Origin of the sequence: Paenibacillus ihumii (genome assembly GCF_001403875.1) — a bacterium.
Lineage (GTDB): Bacteria > Bacillota > Bacilli > Paenibacillales > Paenibacillaceae > Fontibacillus > Fontibacillus ihumii.
Genome location: NZ_LN884299.1, coordinates 2,746,963 through 2,766,375, shown reverse-complemented (window position 1 = coordinate 2,766,375; position 19,413 = coordinate 2,746,963). Strand labels below are relative to the sequence as shown.

Annotated in this window: 23 protein-coding genes; 19 read left to right on the top strand and 4 right to left on the bottom strand. The window is 50.4% G+C overall.

From position 1 onward, the window contains the following. The first annotated feature begins 51 nt into the window (after window positions 1-51). Window positions 52-801 carry a MerR family transcriptional regulator gene (locus BN2762_RS19600; RefSeq protein ID WP_055108567.1) on the top strand — a complete coding sequence of 250 codons (750 nt, stop codon included), beginning with the start codon at window positions 52-54 and terminating at the stop codon, window positions 799-801. Window positions 802-857: 56 nt separating this feature from the next. Here BN2762_RS19600 and BN2762_RS19595 read toward each other — a convergent pair whose 3' ends face one another. Both BN2762_RS19595 and BN2762_RS19590 read right to left on the bottom strand, forming a co-directional pair. Further along, the gene (locus BN2762_RS19595) at window positions 858-2,255 is read right to left on the bottom strand and encodes a M6 family metalloprotease domain-containing protein (RefSeq protein WP_055108566.1); all 1,398 of its coding nucleotides are present in this window, start codon (window positions 2,253-2,255) and stop codon (window positions 858-860) included. 26 nt (window positions 2,256-2,281) lie between these two features. Further along, complete coding sequence (locus BN2762_RS19590) at window positions 2,282-4,096, bottom strand: rhamnogalacturonan lyase (RefSeq protein WP_055110226.1); 1,815 nt, start codon at window positions 4,094-4,096, stop codon at window positions 2,282-2,284. 275 nt (window positions 4,097-4,371) lie between these two features. Between BN2762_RS19590 and BN2762_RS19585 the strand changes: the two genes are divergently transcribed. The 5 genes from BN2762_RS19585 to BN2762_RS19565 all read left to right on the top strand — a co-directional run bounded on the left by BN2762_RS19585 (window position 4,372) and on the right by BN2762_RS19565 (window position 7,290). Then, window positions 4,372-5,115, top strand: a complete 744-nt coding sequence (locus tag BN2762_RS19585; RefSeq protein ID WP_055108565.1) for an alpha/beta fold hydrolase — start codon at window positions 4,372-4,374, stop codon at window positions 5,113-5,115. 107 nt (window positions 5,116-5,222) lie between these two features. After that, window positions 5,223-5,909 (top strand): phosphoribosylaminoimidazolesuccinocarboxamide synthase, encoded by a 687-nt coding sequence (locus tag BN2762_RS19580; protein WP_055108564.1) that lies wholly within the window; start codon window positions 5,223-5,225, stop codon window positions 5,907-5,909. Window positions 5,910-5,998: 89 nt separating this feature from the next. Then, on the top strand, window positions 5,999-6,178 hold the full coding sequence (locus BN2762_RS27830) for a hypothetical protein (protein WP_055108563.1): 180 nt from the start codon (window positions 5,999-6,001) through the stop codon (window positions 6,176-6,178). A gap of 117 nt (window positions 6,179-6,295) precedes the next feature. Next, window positions 6,296-6,823, top strand: coding sequence for a tubby C-terminal domain-like protein (locus BN2762_RS19570; protein ID WP_055108562.1), 528 nt, complete (start codon window positions 6,296-6,298; stop codon window positions 6,821-6,823). Window positions 6,824-6,927: 104 nt separating this feature from the next. Further along, window positions 6,928-7,290, top strand: coding sequence for a VOC family protein (locus BN2762_RS19565; protein ID WP_055108561.1), 363 nt, complete (start codon window positions 6,928-6,930; stop codon window positions 7,288-7,290). On the opposite strand, the gene BN2762_RS27345 is transcribed toward BN2762_RS19565, so the two are convergent. Next, complete coding sequence (locus tag BN2762_RS27345; protein WP_055108560.1) at window positions 7,277-7,915, bottom strand: copper amine oxidase N-terminal domain-containing protein; 639 nt, start codon at window positions 7,913-7,915, stop codon at window positions 7,277-7,279. The two genes, BN2762_RS19565 and BN2762_RS27345, sit on opposite strands and share 14 nt — an antisense overlap. A gap of 351 nt (window positions 7,916-8,266) precedes the next feature. On the opposite strand from BN2762_RS27345, the gene BN2762_RS19555 reads away from it, so the two are divergent. From BN2762_RS19555 to BN2762_RS19520, 9 genes are all read left to right on the top strand, one after another. Next, complete coding sequence (locus BN2762_RS19555; RefSeq protein ID WP_055108559.1) at window positions 8,267-8,971, top strand: response regulator transcription factor; 705 nt, start codon at window positions 8,267-8,269, stop codon at window positions 8,969-8,971. Continuing rightward, on the top strand, window positions 8,925-10,379 hold the full coding sequence (locus tag BN2762_RS19550) for a sensor histidine kinase (RefSeq protein ID WP_230202546.1): 1,455 nt from the start codon (window positions 8,925-8,927) through the stop codon (window positions 10,377-10,379). Before BN2762_RS19555 ends, BN2762_RS19550 begins: the two co-directional genes overlap by 47 nt. A 95-nt stretch (window positions 10,380-10,474) precedes the next feature. Further along, window positions 10,475-11,053, top strand: a complete 579-nt coding sequence (locus tag BN2762_RS19545) for a hypothetical protein (RefSeq protein WP_222861100.1) — start codon at window positions 10,475-10,477, stop codon at window positions 11,051-11,053. A gap of 59 nt (window positions 11,054-11,112) precedes the next feature. Beyond that, window positions 11,113-12,282 carry an FtsW/RodA/SpoVE family cell cycle protein gene (locus BN2762_RS19540; RefSeq protein WP_055108556.1) on the top strand — a complete coding sequence of 390 codons (1,170 nt, stop codon included), beginning with the start codon at window positions 11,113-11,115 and terminating at the stop codon, window positions 12,280-12,282. Further along, entirely contained in the window at window positions 12,279-12,947 is a 669-nt protein-coding gene (locus BN2762_RS19535; protein WP_055108555.1) for a phosphatase PAP2 family protein, read from the top strand. Before BN2762_RS19540 ends, BN2762_RS19535 begins: the two co-directional genes overlap by 4 nt. Window positions 12,948-13,092: 145 nt before the next feature. Further along, window positions 13,093-13,830 (top strand): GTP pyrophosphokinase, encoded by a 738-nt coding sequence (locus BN2762_RS19530; RefSeq protein WP_055108554.1) that lies wholly within the window; start codon window positions 13,093-13,095, stop codon window positions 13,828-13,830. 136 nt (window positions 13,831-13,966) lie between these two features. Beyond that, window positions 13,967-14,110 carry a hypothetical protein gene (locus BN2762_RS26980; RefSeq protein ID WP_154674773.1) on the top strand — a complete coding sequence of 48 codons (144 nt, stop codon included), beginning with the start codon at window positions 13,967-13,969 and terminating at the stop codon, window positions 14,108-14,110. Window positions 14,111-14,154: 44 nt separating this feature from the next. Beyond that, window positions 14,155-14,574 carry a metallothiol transferase FosB gene (gene fosB, locus BN2762_RS19525; RefSeq protein WP_055108553.1) on the top strand — a complete coding sequence of 140 codons (420 nt, stop codon included), beginning with the start codon at window positions 14,155-14,157 and terminating at the stop codon, window positions 14,572-14,574. A gap of 156 nt (window positions 14,575-14,730) precedes the next feature. Continuing rightward, the gene (locus tag BN2762_RS19520) at window positions 14,731-15,195 is read left to right on the top strand and encodes a GNAT family N-acetyltransferase (RefSeq protein WP_055108552.1); all 465 of its coding nucleotides are present in this window, start codon (window positions 14,731-14,733) and stop codon (window positions 15,193-15,195) included. On the opposite strand, the gene BN2762_RS19515 is transcribed toward BN2762_RS19520, so the two are convergent. Then, window positions 15,192-16,079 carry a helix-turn-helix transcriptional regulator gene (locus BN2762_RS19515; protein ID WP_055108551.1) on the bottom strand — a complete coding sequence of 296 codons (888 nt, stop codon included), beginning with the start codon at window positions 16,077-16,079 and terminating at the stop codon, window positions 15,192-15,194. The genes BN2762_RS19520 and BN2762_RS19515 overlap by 4 nt on opposite strands. A 132-nt stretch (window positions 16,080-16,211) precedes the next feature. Here BN2762_RS19515 and BN2762_RS19510 point away from each other — a divergent pair, with 132 nt between their 5' ends. From BN2762_RS19510 to BN2762_RS19495, 4 genes are all read left to right on the top strand, one after another. Beyond that, window positions 16,212-16,694, top strand: coding sequence for a hypothetical protein (locus tag BN2762_RS19510; RefSeq protein WP_222861099.1), 483 nt, complete (start codon window positions 16,212-16,214; stop codon window positions 16,692-16,694). A gap of 143 nt (window positions 16,695-16,837) precedes the next feature. Then, on the top strand, window positions 16,838-17,248 hold the full coding sequence (locus BN2762_RS19505) for a hypothetical protein (RefSeq protein WP_055108549.1): 411 nt from the start codon (window positions 16,838-16,840) through the stop codon (window positions 17,246-17,248). 221 nt (window positions 17,249-17,469) lie between these two features. Further along, a complete protein-coding gene (gene bioB, locus BN2762_RS19500) occupies window positions 17,470-18,447 on the top strand; it encodes a biotin synthase BioB (RefSeq protein ID WP_392391601.1) in 978 nt (325 codons plus the stop codon). Window positions 18,448-18,553: 106 nt separating this feature from the next. Further along, complete coding sequence (locus BN2762_RS19495; RefSeq protein WP_055108547.1) at window positions 18,554-19,273, top strand: 3-ketoacyl-ACP reductase; 720 nt, start codon at window positions 18,554-18,556, stop codon at window positions 19,271-19,273. Window positions 19,274-19,413 lie beyond the last annotated feature (140 nt).

The window sequence follows — 19,413 nt, the reverse complement described above, 5'->3', positions numbered from 1 at the left end:
ACTCTCCTGTTAGGGGAGGCAGTAAAGTGGGGTTGAAAGGAGGAAAGCCAGATGCTCTACACGGTAAAAGAGGTATCTTCGCTGTCCGGCGTAACGGTCAAGACGCTGCATCATTATCACAAAATCGGCCTGCTCTTGCCCCGTGAAATAAGCGGAGCAGGGTATCGCTTGTATGGACAAGAAGAGCTGGAACGATTGCAGCAGATTTTGTTTTACCGCGAATTGGAGTTTCCACTGGAACAGATCAAGCAGCTTCTCGAACGAGAGCCTGAGCGCTTATCCGTACTTCAGCAGCAGGAGGAACTGCTTCTGGCTAGACAGAACAGGCTGCAGGCAGTCATTGCAACATTGAGGCATTCCATCCATGGTATGGAGAAAGGAGAACCTATGGATCATTCAGAGTTGTTTATGGGCTTTGCCCGGGAGGAAGAATGGCGGGAAGCCCTGGAAGAGCATAATGCACATTTACAGAAGAGTTATGAATTTGACCCGCTGGAATCGGCGCAGATCGACGTTCAGGACATGAATGAGCAGGCCCGTGAAGCCAAGGCTTTTATGGATGAAATGGCCCGGAATTTACAAACGGGCGTGATGCATAACAGCCTGGAAGTCGGGCAGCTGATCCGCAGCCATTTGGAATTTATGAACCGTCACGGCCATGCTGTATCGGCTCAGGATTTTGCGGGGCAGACGCGTTTTTTCCTTAGCGACTCATTCCATTTGCAGATGCTTGAGGGGCAGCAGACAGGGCTGGCGTACTATCTTGCTGCAGCGGCCGAATCTTATGCGGATGTGAAATAAAACAAGATCCGGCTTTAGCAGGCAAATTGCTAAAAGCCGGATCTTGTTATTTCGTGTCATGATCTCTCTTCAATGAAGACATCAAGCGTAATTTGCTTCGTTTCCGGGTCAAAGGCAATGTTCTTCAGCGTTATACCGGATGGCTGTCCCGGAAAAGAGGTGGATATTCTTCCATGATCCAGAAGCTCGGTGTTGTGGCTGCTTCCGGGAAAAGGATCTCCCCGATCCCCGCTATTGCGGTCATCGGGATCATTCAAGTCTTCATTCCCGTCCGCCTGGATCAAATACATGCCGGGGGCAGCGCTTCTGGTTTGATCGTCATTCTCGTCGATTCGCCAAACTAACAGGCCTTCGCCCGGCAGTTCACCGTCGAATTTCTCCCGGATTCTGTTCTCAAGCAGAAGATACTGATTGCTGGTGTAGCCCGGCCCTTTAATTTTAACCACCTTGCCCTCAGCCGATGTCACCGGGAGCAGCGTCAGCCCGCTCCGGCTTTGATGAATTTTCTCGCCTTCAATCCATCCATGCTGCAGTTTATGCAGCCCTGCCGGATGAACCGGACGCATCTCCCTGCCGGCATAGGAACCGCTGGCCATCACGTCCCACATCCCATTTCCGTCCCAATGGTCATCGTCGGCATCATAGTTTGGATCATAGAAATCATCCCATTGGAAAGCCAGATGTCCAAGCTCATGCGCGCACACCCCGAGCAGAGCTTCCTGGGGCACCATTAAGTAAGTAACGGCGGCAAGCCCCGGAGCAACTTCTTTGGGCTCGACCATTTGCCATTTATGGGACCAGATATGGCTGCCGCTGAGCGGCGGGAGGATTTTCTCGGCTCCGCGTCCGGCATGTACGATGAATAACGCCGTAATCGTGCCATTGTCCAGGGCATCCAGGTGGGATGGAAAAGAGACACCGTGGGCCAGTGCAGCATCGACGGCATCCTCAGCGAGCTTTCTGGCGTCCTGCGGATAGTATTCCCGGTTGAGCTTATCGGTCAGGCCTGAGTTGCCGTTCGTGTAGTAGGAGTAGGTCTGCGGCATTCTGAGCCAGCCGTGCACTTCACCGTGGATTTGCACCAGCCCCCGGCTGACTTCATCATAATAATCCGCCATACTCCCGGTTGTGTGGGTGTTGCGGGAGAAGAGCAGATCTTCATAGTGCTCTTTGGGGAGCACCCCCGGCATATCGGAGAAATCGACAAGAAGCACCTTGACATTCAGGTCTCCGGTAACCGGTTTGCGCGGCGTGTGAATCAGCTCCGCCCCTGCAGGAGGCATGCCCGTTACATGGTCATCCATTCCCGGATGGTTGTGGGCAGGGTTCTGATATCCCCGGGCAATGAGAAACTGGCTGTAAGTAAACCCAGCAGATTTCCAGTTTCTTTGATATTCGTTAACCAGATAAGCAGTGACCTCCGGAGAGGGGGGAACTTGGCGGAATAGATTCATGATCATTCTCCTTTCTATTTCTATATTTAGGATGGGCGCATATTTGGTCTGGGCGGAGCGCTCATCCCTTCTCCGAGATAGAATCCCGTGTGCGGAGGCTGATTGTAGCCGACGTTCTGCCAGGCCACGCTCAGGCGGTAAACGGGATCATGCATCAACGTGTAAATCCGATGGGAAGTAACGTCAGTAGTCGTATAAATGCGCAGCGCGGTATTGTCAGCGGTTCTCCAGATGGCTTCCTCCCGCCAGTCGCCAAGGATGTCGGCCTGCAGGCTCGGGTTGCCCTTAGTCGAGTTGTTCGATGCAGTCCCCGTAGCCGTTAGCAGGCGATTGGTTGTACCCGAGCCGTAATTCCATTTGTCGACTTTGCCTGTTCCGCCGGTATGATCGAGCAGTTCGCGCAGCAAATCCCCGTCCCACCAGATGGCGAAGTTGGTGGAGTTCGGCGTGGCATCGCTAATTTTTACCCCTTTGACGGAATAGAGTCCAATGCCGGAGGCCCATAGCTCCGTTCCTTTTGTTCGCGGATCGATATCCGCAGCCAATCCCCGTCCGGTATCCGCTCCGGTGCGGATGCCCCAATAGATTTGGCCTGTGGCTGCATTGTGAATCTCTGCTCCGTAAGCCGCGCTGGCCGATTCATGAACGCCGAACACCTCTAGCCCGGCCCGGTCGGGATCCAGATCGCCCACATGCAGGGCGTCGCCATGCCCGAGTCCTGTCGTATACAGCCCTTTGCCGTTATCGTCAATGACTGCTGCGCCATAGATGATTTCGTCCTTGCCGTCGTTATCGACATCAGCGACGCTGAGGCTGTGGTTGCCTTGGCCGGCATATGCGCCGTTACCCGGCGAGTTCGAATCGAATGTCCACAGCTTGGCCAGCTTGCCGTCCCGCCAATTGTAGGCTACGAGTACGGTTCTCGTATAATAGCCGCGAGCCATGACGAAGCTGGGACGCTGCCCGTCCAAATAAGCAACCCCGGCCAGGAAACGATCGACGCGGTTGCCGTAGTTATCTCCCCAATCGGAGACGTTCCCCCTGGCGGGCTCATAGTTGACAGTCGTCAAAGCCTCTCCGGTGCTTCCCTTGAACACCGTCAGGTATTCGGGACCGGACAGTACATACCCGCTGGAGTTGCGGTAATCCGCATTTGCATTGCCGATCGTCCTGCCGACCCCGTCAACGGTGCCGTCCGCCGTCTTGAATACGACCTCAGCTCTGCCGTCGCCGTCCAAGTCATAGACGAGAAACTGCGTATAGTGCGCGCCAGCCCGAATATTCCTGCCCAGATTGATGCGCCACAGCCGGGTGCCGTCCAGACGATAGGCATCAAGGATGACCGGTCCGGTATAGCCGGCTTGAGAATTATCCTTGGAGTTGGAAGGATCCCATTTTAGCACGATTTCATAGATCCCATCCCCATCCAGATCGCCTACGCTCGCATCATTGGCGCTGTAAGTATAGGCAACCCCATCGGGCGTGGTACCGCCGGGAGGCTGTTGAATTGGAACGGATAGATAGTTTTGTCCCCAGACCGCTGCCGTCTCGGAAGCCGCTTGCTCCTGTCCGTTCAGCACAGCCTTTACCGAATAGGCCGAGCTCGTTGTACCTTGCGGGTCGATGTAGTTGGTGCTGTTAGTGATGGGGCTGGCATTGACCTTGGTGCTTCCCCGGTAGAGGTTGAACGCAATATTGTCCGGCTCGGTGCCGAGCAGGCGCCAGCTTACGAATACCCCATTGTTTACCTTAACGGCGACAACGCCGCGCTTAAGCGATTCCATTTGCCTGGCGGATGCGGCATAAGAGGCGGGGGTTGCTCCGAAGGCGAACAATGGCATCGATACCAGAAAAGCAAGCAGCCAAAACAGTGGTTTTCTTCCGTCGACTCCCGTAAAATGGTTCATATGCGTGCCTCCTTCATTTTTTAAAATGTTTATCATTGCGCAAAAAGAAAGTGCTTACATAATGAAATAATAAACATAATTTACATTATTTACAATAGATTAAACCGGAATATATTAGGAAATATTCAGAAGATAGATATATTTTATGGAAATTTAAAATAAAGGCATCATGGATTAAGGGAGTGCTGGCGGAAAAGGGGGAAGCAAAGTTGGAATTATTTTATAGAGAGTCGGGGGATGTAAGGGCTCCTCTTCTCGTTTTTTTGCATGGGGGCGGGGTAAGCGGCTGGATGTGGGAGAACCAGGTCGAATATTTTCAGCATTATCATTGTTTAGTACCGGATTTGCCCGGGCATGGCAGGAGCTCGGAGATCAGCTTCTCGATATGCGGCAGCAGTGAGTTAATCATCGATTTGATGAAGCGGAAGGCATCGGGGAAGCCGGTGATTCTGATCGGATTTTCTCTGGGGGCGCAGATCGCCCTGCAAATTCTAAGCATGCAGCCGCAAATGATTGATTATGCGATCATCAATAGCGCACTGGTAAGACCTGTCCCCTTGGCCAGGCATCTCATCGGTCCTATGGTCAGGATGACCCACGGGCTTGCCAAGCATAGAGGCTTTTCCAGGCTGCAGGCTAAACAGCTGTATATTGGTGAGGACCTGTTTGAGGCCTATTACCAAGAGACCTGCCGAATGAAGGCGGCCACTCTGGTTGACATTTTGCAGGAAAATATGACTTTTCAAATTCCTGAACAGCTTCATCGGTCTACGGCGAAAATCCTCGTTACGGTTGGAGAGAAGGAGAAGAAGATGATGAGAAAGTCGGCGGCGGATATCGCGGCAAGCCATCGGAGCTGCGAAGTCAGGGTTCTTCCGCAGGTTGGACACGGGGTGCCCCTGGCACAGCCGGAGCTTTTTAATGAAATTATCGAAGCTTGGATACGGGACTGATCAGGAGGAGGCGTTCCGTAGTCATAATCATAAAAATAATGGTCTCCGGTCGGGAAGGCGTGCTATATTGTAAATAAAATCTTTTTTACGAGAAAGGATCTGCAGGAATGAAATTGATCTACACAGGCAAGACCAAGGATGTATATGCGCTAGAGGACGGAAACTACTTGCTGAAATTCAAGGATGATGTGACGGGGGAGAACGGCGTATTTGATCCGGGCGCGAATACGGTCGGGTTGACGATGGAAGGCGCGGGCAAAGCAGGACTCCGTTTGACGAAGCATTTCTTTGAAATATTGAAGGAAAAGGGAATCCCTACGCATTACGTAGATGCCGACATCGATAACGCCACGATGACTGTGAAGCCGGCCACCGTATTCGGCAAGGGCCTCGAAGTGATTTGCCGCTACAGAGCGGTCGGGAGCTTCCTGCGCCGTTACGGGATGTATGCTGAGGAAGGCCAGGCTCTGGATGCTTTCGTAGAAGTGACCATCAAGGATGACGAGCGCCAGGATCCGCCGATTTCAGAGGATGCGCTGGACATGCTGGGGATTCTGTCCTCCGCCGAATATAAAGTACTTAAAGAGCTGACGCAAACGATAGGCAACGTCGTGAAGGCCGAGCTGGCCAGCAAAGGCATTGAGCTGTACGATATCAAATTTGAATTCGGCAGAGTAGATAACGGCGCCCAAATCGTCCTGATTGACGAAATTTCCGGCGGCAATATGCGCGCGTACAAGAATGGCCAATATGTGGAGCCGCTGGAGCTGGAGAAATGGATCGTAGAAGGTTAATGGCTGCAAAGAGATAGAATATCAATCATATCAGACATCGCAAAGATCCGGCCTTAAAGCCGGATTTTTGTTCTAATTTAACACAGAGAATGGATGACTTAACGACCTTCGATATTGAGTTTACCGTTGATCCAGAGCTAAATTCTTTGGAGCTATTGCGCATTCGTTCTAGCAATAATGTTAGTGTGGAGTTCAAGCGTTTTTTTAAGGTGAATGAAGAGATGCGCGAGGCCTTCTATGAAATGATTCATTCACATGATTTCCCGTAAAGCCTTTCGGAATGAAGCAGATATAATGTATAATTATGGAAGAAGGCGCATGCAGCTCTGAGACCCGGCCGAGAGAATGTCAATTGGCGCGGATCATTTTTTTATAGGAGACGGGGAATGAAGATATATTATTACAAGCTTCCGGTACTGAAAATGTCGGCGGCGGCTGGCATAGAGCTGACCAGTAATGACGGCAGCTCCTGCGGTTACATGACGAGAACATTTAAAACTCGGTTCAGTAAAGCCATGTGCTGGATCATGGACAACTGGGAAGTAAGCTTCTCGGCGGAAGCTGACCGGTGCAGTATTCGGATTGCCGATATGCAGGTATGGCTGGGAAGAAATAAGTGGATGATTACTTATTCCGCAGAAGGAACAGAGCGGAGCTTTATGCTGGAGGATAAGAGCATCATCAGAACGCATCCCTGTTATAAATTCAGGTTTGACGGTCAATCATTCGAGGTCGTTAAAGAGCTGCTGGACAAGAGAACCCGCATTATAAACCAAACCGGGAGTAAGGTTTGCGCTGAAATAACGAGCAAGTCTATTAGCAAGCTATATACTCGAGAAATTAAATTGTATGAGGAGGAGTTTAGTCCGCTGCTGGCGGCATGTCTCGATTTTTTAATGAAGAACGCGAATTGACGCTTCAGGTCTATGATGACAGAATGAAGGCATACTCCAGTGTGGCTGCTGCGGCATTATGACAGGCTGGGGGGAATCCAATACAGACTAAGGAGCTGAGGAATATGATCAGAGGCTTTCATCACGCGCAAATCACGATCCCGAAGGGAATGGAGGAGGAGGCGAGGAAATTTTACTGCGGCGTGCTGCTCTTAAAGGAAATTCCAAAACCGGAGAGCCTGCAGGGAAGAGGCGGAATCTGGCTTCAAGTAGGAAATCAGGAGCTCCATATCGGGACTGAGGATGGCGTGGACCGAAGTTCGACCAAAGCTCATTTGGCCTACGAGGTGGAGGATTTGCAGGTAATTTGGCAGCAGTTAGAGGCTAACGGGATAGTGACCCTGGAATCGATCCCGATCCCAGGGTATGAAAGATTTGAGTTCAGAGATCCGTTTGGCAACCGGGTCGAATGCATCAAGGCGTTGTAATTGTAATCGTGCTTGATAGCGAATCCCATTCAACGGCAGCATCGAACGACTCGGCAGCAAAGCGGGCAGGTACCATCGTATATCCATTGATGACAATCGGCTTGACCTGCAACGTAATGTCCTTGTTTTGCTTCCGTGCCGCGGTGCTGTCTACGGTCAGTTCCACGGTCGTGCCGTCTTTGGAGGCGGTGATCTTCTTCGCAGCCTGATCCCACTCCAGGGTGGCGCCAAGCGCATCGAACATATTCTTCAACGGGAGCAGGATCGTACCATTAACGATGACGGCTTTTTGATCCAAGGGCACGATGCTTCCGTTCACGATCAATGTAATGTCTACCGTGGTATATCCCGGTTTAGGAGCGGATCTTTTACCGGTTGTGCCGGTTTTGCTGGATGAGCTGTTATTGTTGGAGGTTTTTGATTTTGTCGTGGATTTTGACTTCGAGCTTGAATTCGTCGTACCGGAATTGTGATAATGGTAACCAGTGCAAAGGCCCTTCTGCTTCGATTTCTCGGAGCAGTTATGTCCGCCGTTGGCGTCTGTTCTGCCAGGATGGGCAAGAGCCGCCGTCTGTGTGGATAACAGTAAAGCCAGACTGACAACAAGAGTGACAACTTTTTTCATCGTACAGCCTCCTTAAAGAGTCATAGTATGAATAGCAAATATTATGCTTAAGTGTTATATCGGTATAATTTGTGGAATGATTATGAAATTACTACTCCCTAATTTAACATAGATTGGCGGAAGCGGTGAATGTTTCTGTGCGATTTCGGTGAGAAATAATTTGCCGATTATCGTGAATTCGGTCTTTGAAGTAGAGGAATAGGAGCGGCAGAGGATACATAACCCAATGGTTCTTACAACCCGTTTGGGTTATTTTTGATTTATTCGAAGAATTGCAGGGGGTTTTGCATGATGATGGATTTAGTGTTTTAATATGATTCATTGAACGAACTAGCTATTCGGGAGGGCAAGATGGATTTGGATAACCGTGGCCACGTGCTGATTGTGGAGGATGATGATCATATACGCCGCTTTATCGCAATCCATCTGGATGGCAGCGGGTTTCATGTATCCGAAGCGGCGACCGGGGAGACGGCATTGGAGAGCTTCGAGGCAAGCCGGCCTGATGTTGTCGTTCTGGACGTCATGCTTCCGGATTCCGACGGCTTTGAGGTCTGTGAGCGGCTAAGGGAAATTGATACGGAGGTCGTGATTGTTTTTCTAACGGCGCGCGGGCAGGATTTGGACCGGATCAAAGGGCTGGAGCTCGGTGCCGACGATTATATCGTCAAGCCGTTTAATCCGCTGGAGCTGACGGCCAGGATTCGCACGGTGCTGCGCCGTACCCGCAAATCGGGCGACTCCGCGCATGCTGTTCTCCAATCAGGGGCTATTCGCCTCGACCTGACTGCGAACAAGCTGTACAAGCATGGTGAACCGATCGAGGCTACGCCGAAGGAATTCCTGATGGTCAAGGCGTTTATGGAGCATCCGGATGTTGCTTTAACCAGAAATGAGCTGCTGAACCTGGTCTGGGGCGAGGATTTTGTCGGCGATACGAAAACGGTGGATGTCCATGTGCGGAGGCTGCGGGAGAAACTGGAGGAGGACAGCTCCAGGCCGCAGCGTATTGAGACTGTATGGGGCGTCGGTTACCGCTGGAGGAAGGACGATTGAAGTGGGCATTCGCAAAAGGCTGGTCGGGAGCTATCTCCTGGTTATTTTGACGGCGGTGATCATTCTTGTAGCCATTCTGATTACTGCTGTGAACTATTATTATTACCACAATATTGAGCGTATTTTAGTTCAACAGGCGGAGCTGTCGGCTTCGTTCTATGAGCAATATTTTAAGGATGCAGATTTGGAGCAGCAGGCTCCCCATCTGTTGCAGGGATTCTCGCATCATTTCGCCGGGCAGGTTCAAATCATCAGCTCTGCCGGCCGGCTGCTGGAGGATTCGTCCGGGCTTCAGCCGGGGCAAAGCATGCTTGGGTACCTGGACGTACGGAAGGCGGCGGCAGGCAAGGCCGGCCTCTGGCGAGGGCTTGACCCCGCTGCGGAGGAGGAGGTCATGGCGGTATCCTATCCGCTGCTGACCGGCAGCAAGGTTGTTGGGGCTGTGAGATTCGTGACCTCCTTGCAAGAAACGAAGGAGACGGTCAGGCAGATTGCCGCCATCCTAATCGGCACAGGCCTCATTGTCGTGCTCATCGTTGCCGCGGTCGGCGTTCTATTATCCAGAACGATCACCCAGTCCATTACTGGATTGAAGCACGCAGCCGAGCAAATTGCGGATGGGGATTATGGCGCCCGGGCGGAGAAGCAATACGACGACGAGCTCGGCGCGCTGGCGGATACCTTGAATGTGATGGCCGGCAAAATCCAGCAGCACGACCGGCTCAAGAATGATTTTATTTCTTCCGTGTCGCATGAGCTTCGCTCCCCGTTAACGTCGATTAAGGGTTGGGTCGTTACGCTAAAAACCAGTCGTCTGAATGGAAAGGTACGCCTTGAGGAAGGATTGGACATTATCGAGTCGGAAGCGGACCGGTTGACGGGGCTTGTGGACGAGCTGCTGGACTTCTCGAAGCTTGAAGACGGGCGTATGGTATTATCCCGTTCTCCGCTTCATTTAGCAGATTTCTTAGGGAGAATCGGGCAGCAGCTGCGTCCCCGGGCTGAGCGGCAGGGGATTCTGCTGGAGGTCAAGGCGGCGGAACGGCTGCCTGTAATTTGGGGTGATGAGAACCGCCTGAAGCAGGTCATGATTAATCTGCTGGACAACGCGCTGAAATTTACGGAGCGCGGAGGCACGATCACCATTTTGGCGAGGCCGGATGAAGCAGAAGCTCGGGTCGTCGTGGCCATTAAAGATACGGGAGCCGGCATTCCCAAGGATGAGCTTCCGAACTTAACGCAGAAATTCTATAAAGGGAATCATAAGAGGGGTGGCAGCGGGCTTGGTCTGTCCATCTCCGAGCAAATCGTCCGCCTGCACCAGGGCCAGCTCAAGATACACAGCGAGCTTGGCAAGGGGACCGAGGTGTTGATTTATCTTCCGAGCATAGAGGCGAGGCCGGAGTGAATTTTAACTATTTCATAACCTCTTTGTCCGTCAAACCATATAGAATAGGACGAAGAATCTATAAGGGGCAGGACGCTAATATGTCAAACAGGCTCATGAGTTTTATGGTGGCAGCCTTAGCATTGCTCTTCCTGAGCGGCTGCGCAATTCCGCCGATGCCGGAGGATCTTATCGGCGCGCCGAATGTCAGGGAGGATAGCTATGATCCTGGAGTCGGCCAGGGAACCGGCGGCAATGCCGAGACAAGCCTGCTGGATCTGCTGCCGGATGGCGCTCGCCTGCTGGCGCCGGGTGGACAAGGGAATGGTCCCATTTCCTATGGCGATTTGGATGGAGACGGGCGGGATGAGGCGATCGTTGTATATCAAGAGGGCGGAGGGCGCAATCGGATGCTAAAGGCGGCTCTTCTGACGCGCCAGCAGGATGCCTGGCAAATCATATGGCATGGGGAAGGCAGCGGCCACGGGCTGGATTATGCAGGAATCCATGATGTGGACCGGGATGGATCGGTGGAGATCCTCTTGGGCTGGTCGCTGGGCGAGGGCGTAAACGGGCTTGATATCTATGAATGGGATCAAGGCACGTTAAAGCTTCAGGATCGCCGGGGCTACCATGAGAGCAAGGAGCTGAACGAAATATTGCATCCGCTCGGGCATAACGATTCTGCATCATAGATCGTGATTTCCAGCCATGTTGTGTTGGGAAGCGTGATCCGGGAATACGAGGTTAAACCATGATTTTTCTTAGCAAGCTTAAAAATATAGACCGGCCAACCTTATTTATTATCCTCTGTTTAAATGCGATAGGCACAATTGCCGTTTATGGGGCGACAACCGGGACGAAGCTGGAGGGGCTGCATTGGAACAGCCTGCTGCTGATTGGCCTTTCGATAGTGATCATGCTGCTTGCGGCTTCTTTTAATTACAGGGTCATTTTTGGCAGGTTCATTTATATTCTCTACGCCTTCGGGATTGGCATGCTGCTATTAGTTCAATTTATGGGGGAGAATATCAACGGCGCGGTCCGATGGTTAAGTATCGGATCGTTCCAGCTTCAGCCTTCTGAGCTCGTTAAAATATTCACAATCCTGCTTACTGCCCATATGCTGAGCAAACGGCAGGGCCGGAAGCTTCGATTGGTACAGGATGTGCTTCCGGTCTGTCTGGTATTTATGCTCCCGGTTCTGCTGATTATCAAGCAGCCTGATTTGGGCACGGCGCTCGTCTTTGTTGGCGTGCTGATCAGCATGCTCTGGATGGGGAATATTCGATTAAGGTACATGCTGCTGTTTGCGGGCGGCGCCGCTTTGATGATCGGAACCATTCTGTGGCTGTATTATGCCAATAACGAATTGCTGTCCAAGGTCATCAAGCCGCATCAAATGTCGAGAATACAGACGTTTCTAGACCCTTCCAGCGATCCCGACAAATCCTGGCATGTCAAAAATGCAATGCTGGCAATCGGTTCGGGCAGCTTGGCCGGGGACGATGGGTTCTTTTTGACGCAGGGCTATATTCCTTACGCCTATTCCGATTCGATCTTCGTTGTTATCGGGGAGAAGTACGGATTTCTCGGTTCGGCAGCGCTGCTGCTATTGTATTTTTGCCTGATTGCCAGGCTGATCCATATCGTCATCGAGAGCAAGGAGCTGGCAGGCTCCTACCTCGTTATCGGAATTTCGGCGATGTTCGTGTTCCAAATCTTCGTGAATATCGGGATGCATCTCGGGCTCGTGCCTTTAACGGGGATTTCGCTGCCTTTTATCAGCTACGGAGGCAGCTCTTTGATTACGAACATGATCGCGAGCGGGCTCGTTCTTAGCGTGAAGCTGCATAAGGATGAGCTGGCTGTACCATTGCCGCCACTCGATGGCGCTTCAAGAGAAAGAGAGGAAATGAAATGAGACAATTGCGCGGACAACGGCGTTTTAATCCGTTTATCATAGTTTGGGGCATTCTGGCATTGATTGGTTTTGGCTTGATTGCTGTTGTAGCGGTACGGCAGCCGCTGAATTTCTATGATCTCCATATCGCAGCATGGGTTCAGAGCTTTGAGGCAGATCCCTTGACCGGAATTATGGTGTTCTTCTCCACCCTTGGCTCAACGAAGTTTACGATTGTTATCGCATTGTTGGCCATGGCTCTTCTATTCTTCGCGCTGCAGCATCGGATAGAGCTGCTGTTTCTCGCAGCCTCTTTGGGCGGAGCGGCATTGCTGAACAAGCTGTTGAAGCTTGGCTTTCAGCGGGAAAGGCCATTTGCGCATCGCTTGGTCGAAGAGACAGGCTTCAGCTTCCCCAGCGGCCATGCCATGGCGGCCTTCGCGTTATACGGGGCGTTAGCCTTTCTCCTATGGCGTCATATCCGCCCGAGGTGGGGACGCATTCTCCTGATCATTTTCAGCTGCGTAATGGTGCTAATGATCTGTATTAGCCGGATTTATCTCGGCGTTCACTATCCAAGCGATATTGCAGGAGCGCTGCTGGCTAGCGGATTTTGGCTGAGCGTCATGATCGGGATCTCCCAATGGTATGAAGGGCGCCACGGCAGGGTGTCCGGGTATCGTTAGGGCGGCCTTAGGCGGCTGCTGTCCGGCTTTCGTGCATCACGGGTACGAATTCGTTATAATAAGGGAGAAGTGAACTATATAAGATGATTAGAAGAATGGGATGCATTTTAATAGTTCAACTTATATAGCAGGAAGGGAAAGCCATATGAGCGAACGACAAATCGAGCAATTGAAAATCATGCGCAACGAGATTACCCGTTTTTTACTGACCTACAAATTTGCCCTGGACGAGATGGAGACAAAAATTGAGATTTTGAAGGAAGAGTTCGAATCCCTTCACGACTACTGCCCGATCGAGCACACGAAGACCAGGCTGAAATCCCCGGAGAGCATCATGAGCAAGCTGTACCGCAAGGGCGCGGACTTCTCCTTCGAATCGATCCGGGAAACGGTGAAGGATATCGCCGGGATTCGGATCACATGCTCTTTTTTATCGGATATATATCGAGTGAGCGATATGCTGCAGAAGCAGAATGATTTAAAGGTGCTCGAGATCAAGGACTACATCAAGAATCCTAAGCCGAATGGTTATAAAAGCCTGCACCTGCTTATCGAAGTTCCGGTATTTATGTCTGATCGTGTGGAGCAGGTGTGCGTTGAGGTGCAGATTCGCACGATCGCTATGGATTTCTGGGCCAGCCTGGAGCATAAAATTTTCTATAAATATAATCAGTCCGTCCCGGAGCGGCTGCTGCAGGAGCTGAAGGATGCGGCAGATACCGCGGATGAGCTGGATCACCAAATGGAGCGCCTGATGAATGAAGTCCAGACGATCAAGCATCTGCAGGATCACTCCACCGAAGATCTGACAAGCATTATTATCAATAATCAGAAATTCAGTCTTCCGCGTGCACTGATTGACGTGTTAGGCAAACAGGAATAAATCATAATAAGCAGAATTAAGCTCATTGAGATTCATGACCCGACCTTAAGATAGGAGCTATCTTTAGTCGGGTCATTTTTATTCTTGTATCAGGGAAATAGATGGGCAGCAAATATGATATAAGGAGCTGATAGAGATGGCGATTATCACTATTGTTTTGCTCTTGTTGATCTTCTTTGGAATTCTTAGTGTGGATGCGAGACTGAAGAAAAAGCAGGAAAGCGATAAGCTGCTGCTGGAGAAGCTGGATGAGCTCCTGGATGCGGTAAGCAGGAAATAAAGCGCATTGTAAAGATTACAACTTAGTTAGGATGAGGTAACGTCATGGATATTAAAGCGGTAAATCACTTATGCTTCTCGGTATCGGATCTGGATGCATCCATCCAATTTTATAGGGAAGTCTTTGGAGCCAAAATATTAGTCAAGGGAAGGAAACTGGCTTATTTCGATTTGAACGGTTTATGGATCGCTCTCAATCAAGAGGATATAGACCGAAGTGCCTCGAATCATTCGTACACTCACATTGCATTCACTATTGATGAGGCTGAATTTAATACGTTTGAGGCTAAATTAAAGCAGCTCCAAGTAAACATTCTTCCTGGACGAACAAGAGATGAGAAGGACAAGAAGTCCATCTATTTTCGAGATCCGGATGGACATATGTTTGAATTTCATACGGGCAGCTTAACCGACCGAATGGAATATTATAAAAGGAATAAAGGACATATGAAATTTTATGAATGAACAGGCCATTTATAAAACAGCTACCGGAAAAAGCTCAATCCTGCATCATTATGAGGACTGTCTCAACAAATGTTTATCTATCGAGGCAGATGAATTCAACCTCAAAGAAATAGTATAATGAAAAGTTACACTAACATGAGATGAGGTTATTCTTATATGAAATTAGAAAAATCGACCTTAAATATGATAGAGATCGAAGCCGACATACTCAATTCAGATCCATTTTATAATCTAATAGTCAATGATAAAGAAATTCTCTCCATGGAGGAGATCATGGCAGAGATCAAGGAGTCGCTGGAGCTTGGCGTAGAACGCTATTTGATTAAAGAAGAGGAAGAGTACGTCGGCATATTGGAAGTCCTTATGGTGAATCCGAACGATGGCTACACTTGGCTCAGTTTGCTGGAAATTAAAAAAGAGCATCAATCCAAGGGATATGGCTATAAAGCGTTAAACCTCTTCTATGAGATGATGAAGGAACGTCAGGTGGAGAAGTTCCGACTCGGGGTTATTAGCGGGAACGAGCCAGGCCATCGCTTTTGGCAAAGACAAGGAATGAGGCCGGTGAAATTCACCATGAAGAATAATAAAGAAATCGTTGTTTATGAGAAAAAGATTTAGACGTTGCTGAATCGGGAGAACAAGTGCCAGATTAACTCTCGGCGGCTCGATACCCCGGTTTTGGCAAAAATCGATTTCAAATGATCCTGTACTGTATAGGTTGAAATATTTAGGGTGTGAGCCAGTTCCTTCGTAGATGCCCCTGTTACAAGCTCGCTGATAATTTCTTTCTCGCGCTCCGTTAATCCGTAGGCATCTGCAATCATGGGCAGCATCTCCGCGGGGGTTGCCTGCTCCAACAGGACAGCAATTCCTCCAGTCGCAGCTGACCCGCGCAAACGGCTTGCGCGAATTGTGATACAGGGCAGATCGGGGAGGCAAAGAGACACTTTAGCCTCGTCCGAGTGTCGGGCTTCCCCTGAGGGCTGGGACAACAAGCGGGAACAGACCGCCCGGATTGGCCGAGGCAGTGTCCTGCTATCCATGCTTTCCCACTGCTGCAGAAGGGTTAGCCAACTCTCGGCAGCTTCATTGGCTGAGAACGAATCTAGCTGTTCCGACAGCACCAGTATACCAGGCCCTTGTTCAATTCTGCTCACGGCTTCTTCCGGTAAATAGAGGCTTGTCGAGCGTAAGCTGGATGCGATGACGGGAACGAAATCAGCTAGCACATCCCGCTCCGCATCCAGAAATAATTGCCGGCGAAATAAAGTTAAATACCCCCAGCACCTCCCCTCATAGATCAGAGCAGCTCGCATCTCATCTGCGAATCCAGCCGGCTGCAGCATCTCACGGAACCGACTGCTTCGTTCCAATTCTCCATTGGTCGCGGCACTTAAGATCGCAACAGGGGATTCCTCCTGAGCCAGTCGCGCGTATTTGTTGAAATCCTCACGCAAATATTCATATTCGAACAGACGGTCGTGAATGGCCTCGATGCCCACCTCCGTAACCGCCCCGGTGGACAGAAGCGTCTGCGGGTCAACCGTAGTGCAGCAGGCCGCATCAAAAGGCAGCAGCTCGCGAAGGCTGCATCGGAGTATAATTATGGAAAAAAGTTGAACCTACCAATATGTTTGAAGAGCGCGAAAATAGTCATGAAGGGGAATTTTGTCATGGTAAGCAGAATATTTAGTGCTTTATCCTCGGCTTTCATTGTTAGCCTGGTTATTTCCTTATTGAATTACACTGCAATAGCAGATCGGCAGGAAGGCATTTATTATTATTCCTTTGCAAGCTTGCTGGGGCAGGGGTTCATAGTCGTCTTGGTTATATTCTTATTCATAGCTGTGCCCGTCTCCCTAATAGTTGATCAATGGCTGGTAAAAATGCGCTTGAATTCCCCTAAGCCTGCCCATTATCTGATCATGTCCATCGTTTATATGATTGCAGGAGCAATTACGCTCATTGCTTTAGTCAGACTGATGAATGGAAGCGAGATTACGAGCTATAGAAGCTTGATTCTATCAGGTGCTTTAGGGTCGTATTTGTATCTTAATCTAATGATTGTACTTAACAAATGGATAACAAGAGCTTTGAAAAAAGCAACCATGACTTGAATGTGAAAGGAGAGCCCAAAAGGTTATACTAAAAGATCGATTCAAGCTATTTACGCCTCGGCGAATCGCTTATATGAAAAAATGAACTACCAGCTATTATATACATATTGGTATAGATGCCGATCGGAAGAGGGGAATTGATCATGATCCGTGCCTTGCGATTAACGAATTCGTTTCGTCTGCTCTTGATATCCCTTCTTTTCTTCATAATAACAGGCTGTGGATTCAGTGGACCTGCCCCGCAGCAGTCGACGACGATTGGCAATCCTACGGCGAGTGATATCCTTGCATCTGATCCTAGTGCTAACATAATAGTGTATCAGGACATTGTGTATCAAACTGGTATTCAATGGGTTGATGAACTAGAGCTGACGAAAGGAGAACTAGTGCTGGAAATATTGAAATATAGCCGGGTAGGAGACGAATTTGCGAATGGAACTGCCAGCGGTCTTCCCGTCGGGACGAAAATATATGGTGTCAAGGAGCGCGGCGATATCGTCATTGCCGAGACGGATCAAGGAGATATTAGATTTTATGCCCTGGTTGAGGGGTGACATGAAGCGTAGATCCGAGGACATATAGAAGCGGTTGCATTTTACCGAGAAAATCATGGGACTATTTACAATCGTGAAACATCTCTGGTAAGATGTTCTCGTTTGGTTTAATTGTTAACCAAATATAATATTTATAGGTTAACAATTAATTCGGAGTCCAGCAATAGTCTGGATACTTACCAAGAAAGGACGAGAAAAGGATGCATAACGTGATAGAAAAGATGGACTGGCAGCAGCTTGCGGATAAAGCGCTGTGCGGAGAACGGCTAACGATGGAAGAAGGGCTGGCGGTGCTGCTGGCGGATGATGGGCAAATTCTGCCGATCCTGCAGGCTGCGTATCAGGTTCGCCGCCACTACTACGGCAATAAAGTGAAGCTTAACATGATTATGAACGCCAAAAGCGGGCTTTGCCCCGAGGACTGCGGCTATTGCTCGCAATCGATCGTCTCGAGCGCGCCTGTACAGAAATACTCCTTGCTCGATAAGGAGTCATTGCTGGCGGGAGCGCGTGAGGCGATGGCCCGCAAGGCCGGGACGTACTGCATCGTAGCCTCTGGAAGGGGGCCCACCCCGCGGGAGCTGGAGCAGGTTATTGAGGCCGTGACGGAAATCCGCAGCACGATGCCCCTCAAAATTTGCGCCTGCCTTGGGCTGCTCGGCGATGAACAGGCCAAACGGCTTGCGGAGGCAGGGGTGCACCGCTATAACCATAACCTGAACACCAGCAAAGCCAACTACTCCGCCATTACGACGACGCATTCCTACGAGCAGCGTGTGGAGACGGTCGGAAAGGTGAAGGCCTCGGGGATGTCGCCCTGCTCCGGGGTAATTATCGGCATGGGGGAGAGCCCGGCGGAAATTGTTGAAATGGCATATGCGCTGCGGGAGCTAGACGCCGATTCGATACCGGTTAACTTCCTGATCCCTGTAGCGGGAACTCCGCTGGAAGGCTCGGAGAAGGTTAAGCCTATGCAGGCGCTCAAGGTGCTGGCGCTATTCCGCTTTATTTGCCCGTCCAAGGAAATCCGCGTGTCCGGAGGGCGCGAGTCCAGCCTAAGACATTTGCAGCCGATGTCTCTTTATGCAGCCAACTCCTGGTTCGTCGGTGATTACTTGACAACCGGAGGGCAAGAGGCCAATGCGGATCATCAAATGATCGAAGACCTTGGCTTCGAAATTGAGGAATGCGCCCTCTGACCATTGGTTTCTATAGTTTGTTATAGGCGAAGAAGGTTCGGTATAATAGAGCTTGGAATCGCGAATAAACATTTGTTGGCTAAGTATAGAAAAAGGAGAGATTATCATGAGCTTGAACAATCAGATTGCGATCATTACGGGCGCGGGCAAAGGCATCGGCAAGGCGATTGCGCAGGCGCTTGCCAAGGAGGGCGTTCATTTAGGGTTGATCGCTCGCACAGCTTCGGACCTGGAGGCACTGCAATCAGAGCTGCAGGGACAGTACGGCATCAAGGCAGCAATCGCATCTGCCGATATTTCCGATCCGACAGCGGCAGAGAAGGCCGTCGATGCGCTTGTATCCGAGCTTGGCGGCGTGGACATCCTTATCAATAATGCCGGCATAGCCAAATTCGGCAAGCTGGTGGAAATGGATCCTAAGGATTGGGAGCGGATCATTCAGGTTAACCTGATGGGCACCTATTACATGACCCGCGCCGTGCTCCCCAAGATGATTGCCAAGAATTATGGCAATATCATTAATATCGCTTCGACAGCGGGAGAAAGAGGCTTTGCCACGGGCTCAGCCTACAATGCTTCCAAGTTTGCTGTAATGGGGCTGACGGAGGCGGTTATGCAGGAGGTGCGGAAGAACAATATCCGCGTAGTTGCCCTGACACCGAGTACAGTCAATACGGAGCTTGCGGTCAACGCGGGCTTGAGCATCGGTGAGGAAGACCGGATGATGCAGCCGGAGGACGTCGCGGAGCTGGCGCTGGCTGCGCTGAAGCTGCCGCAGCGTGTTTTCGTGAAATCCGCTGGTATTTGGACGACAAATCCTCAATAAAAGATATGGCAATAAGAAGGGCCCTGAACCGTAGTATGCGGATCAGGGCCTTATCCTTATATCGAGATCGAGATATCAAGCAGAACAGCTGCTGACCGTGGAACCGTCGCTCCATTCATTGGAGGGGTGCTGGCTTCAAA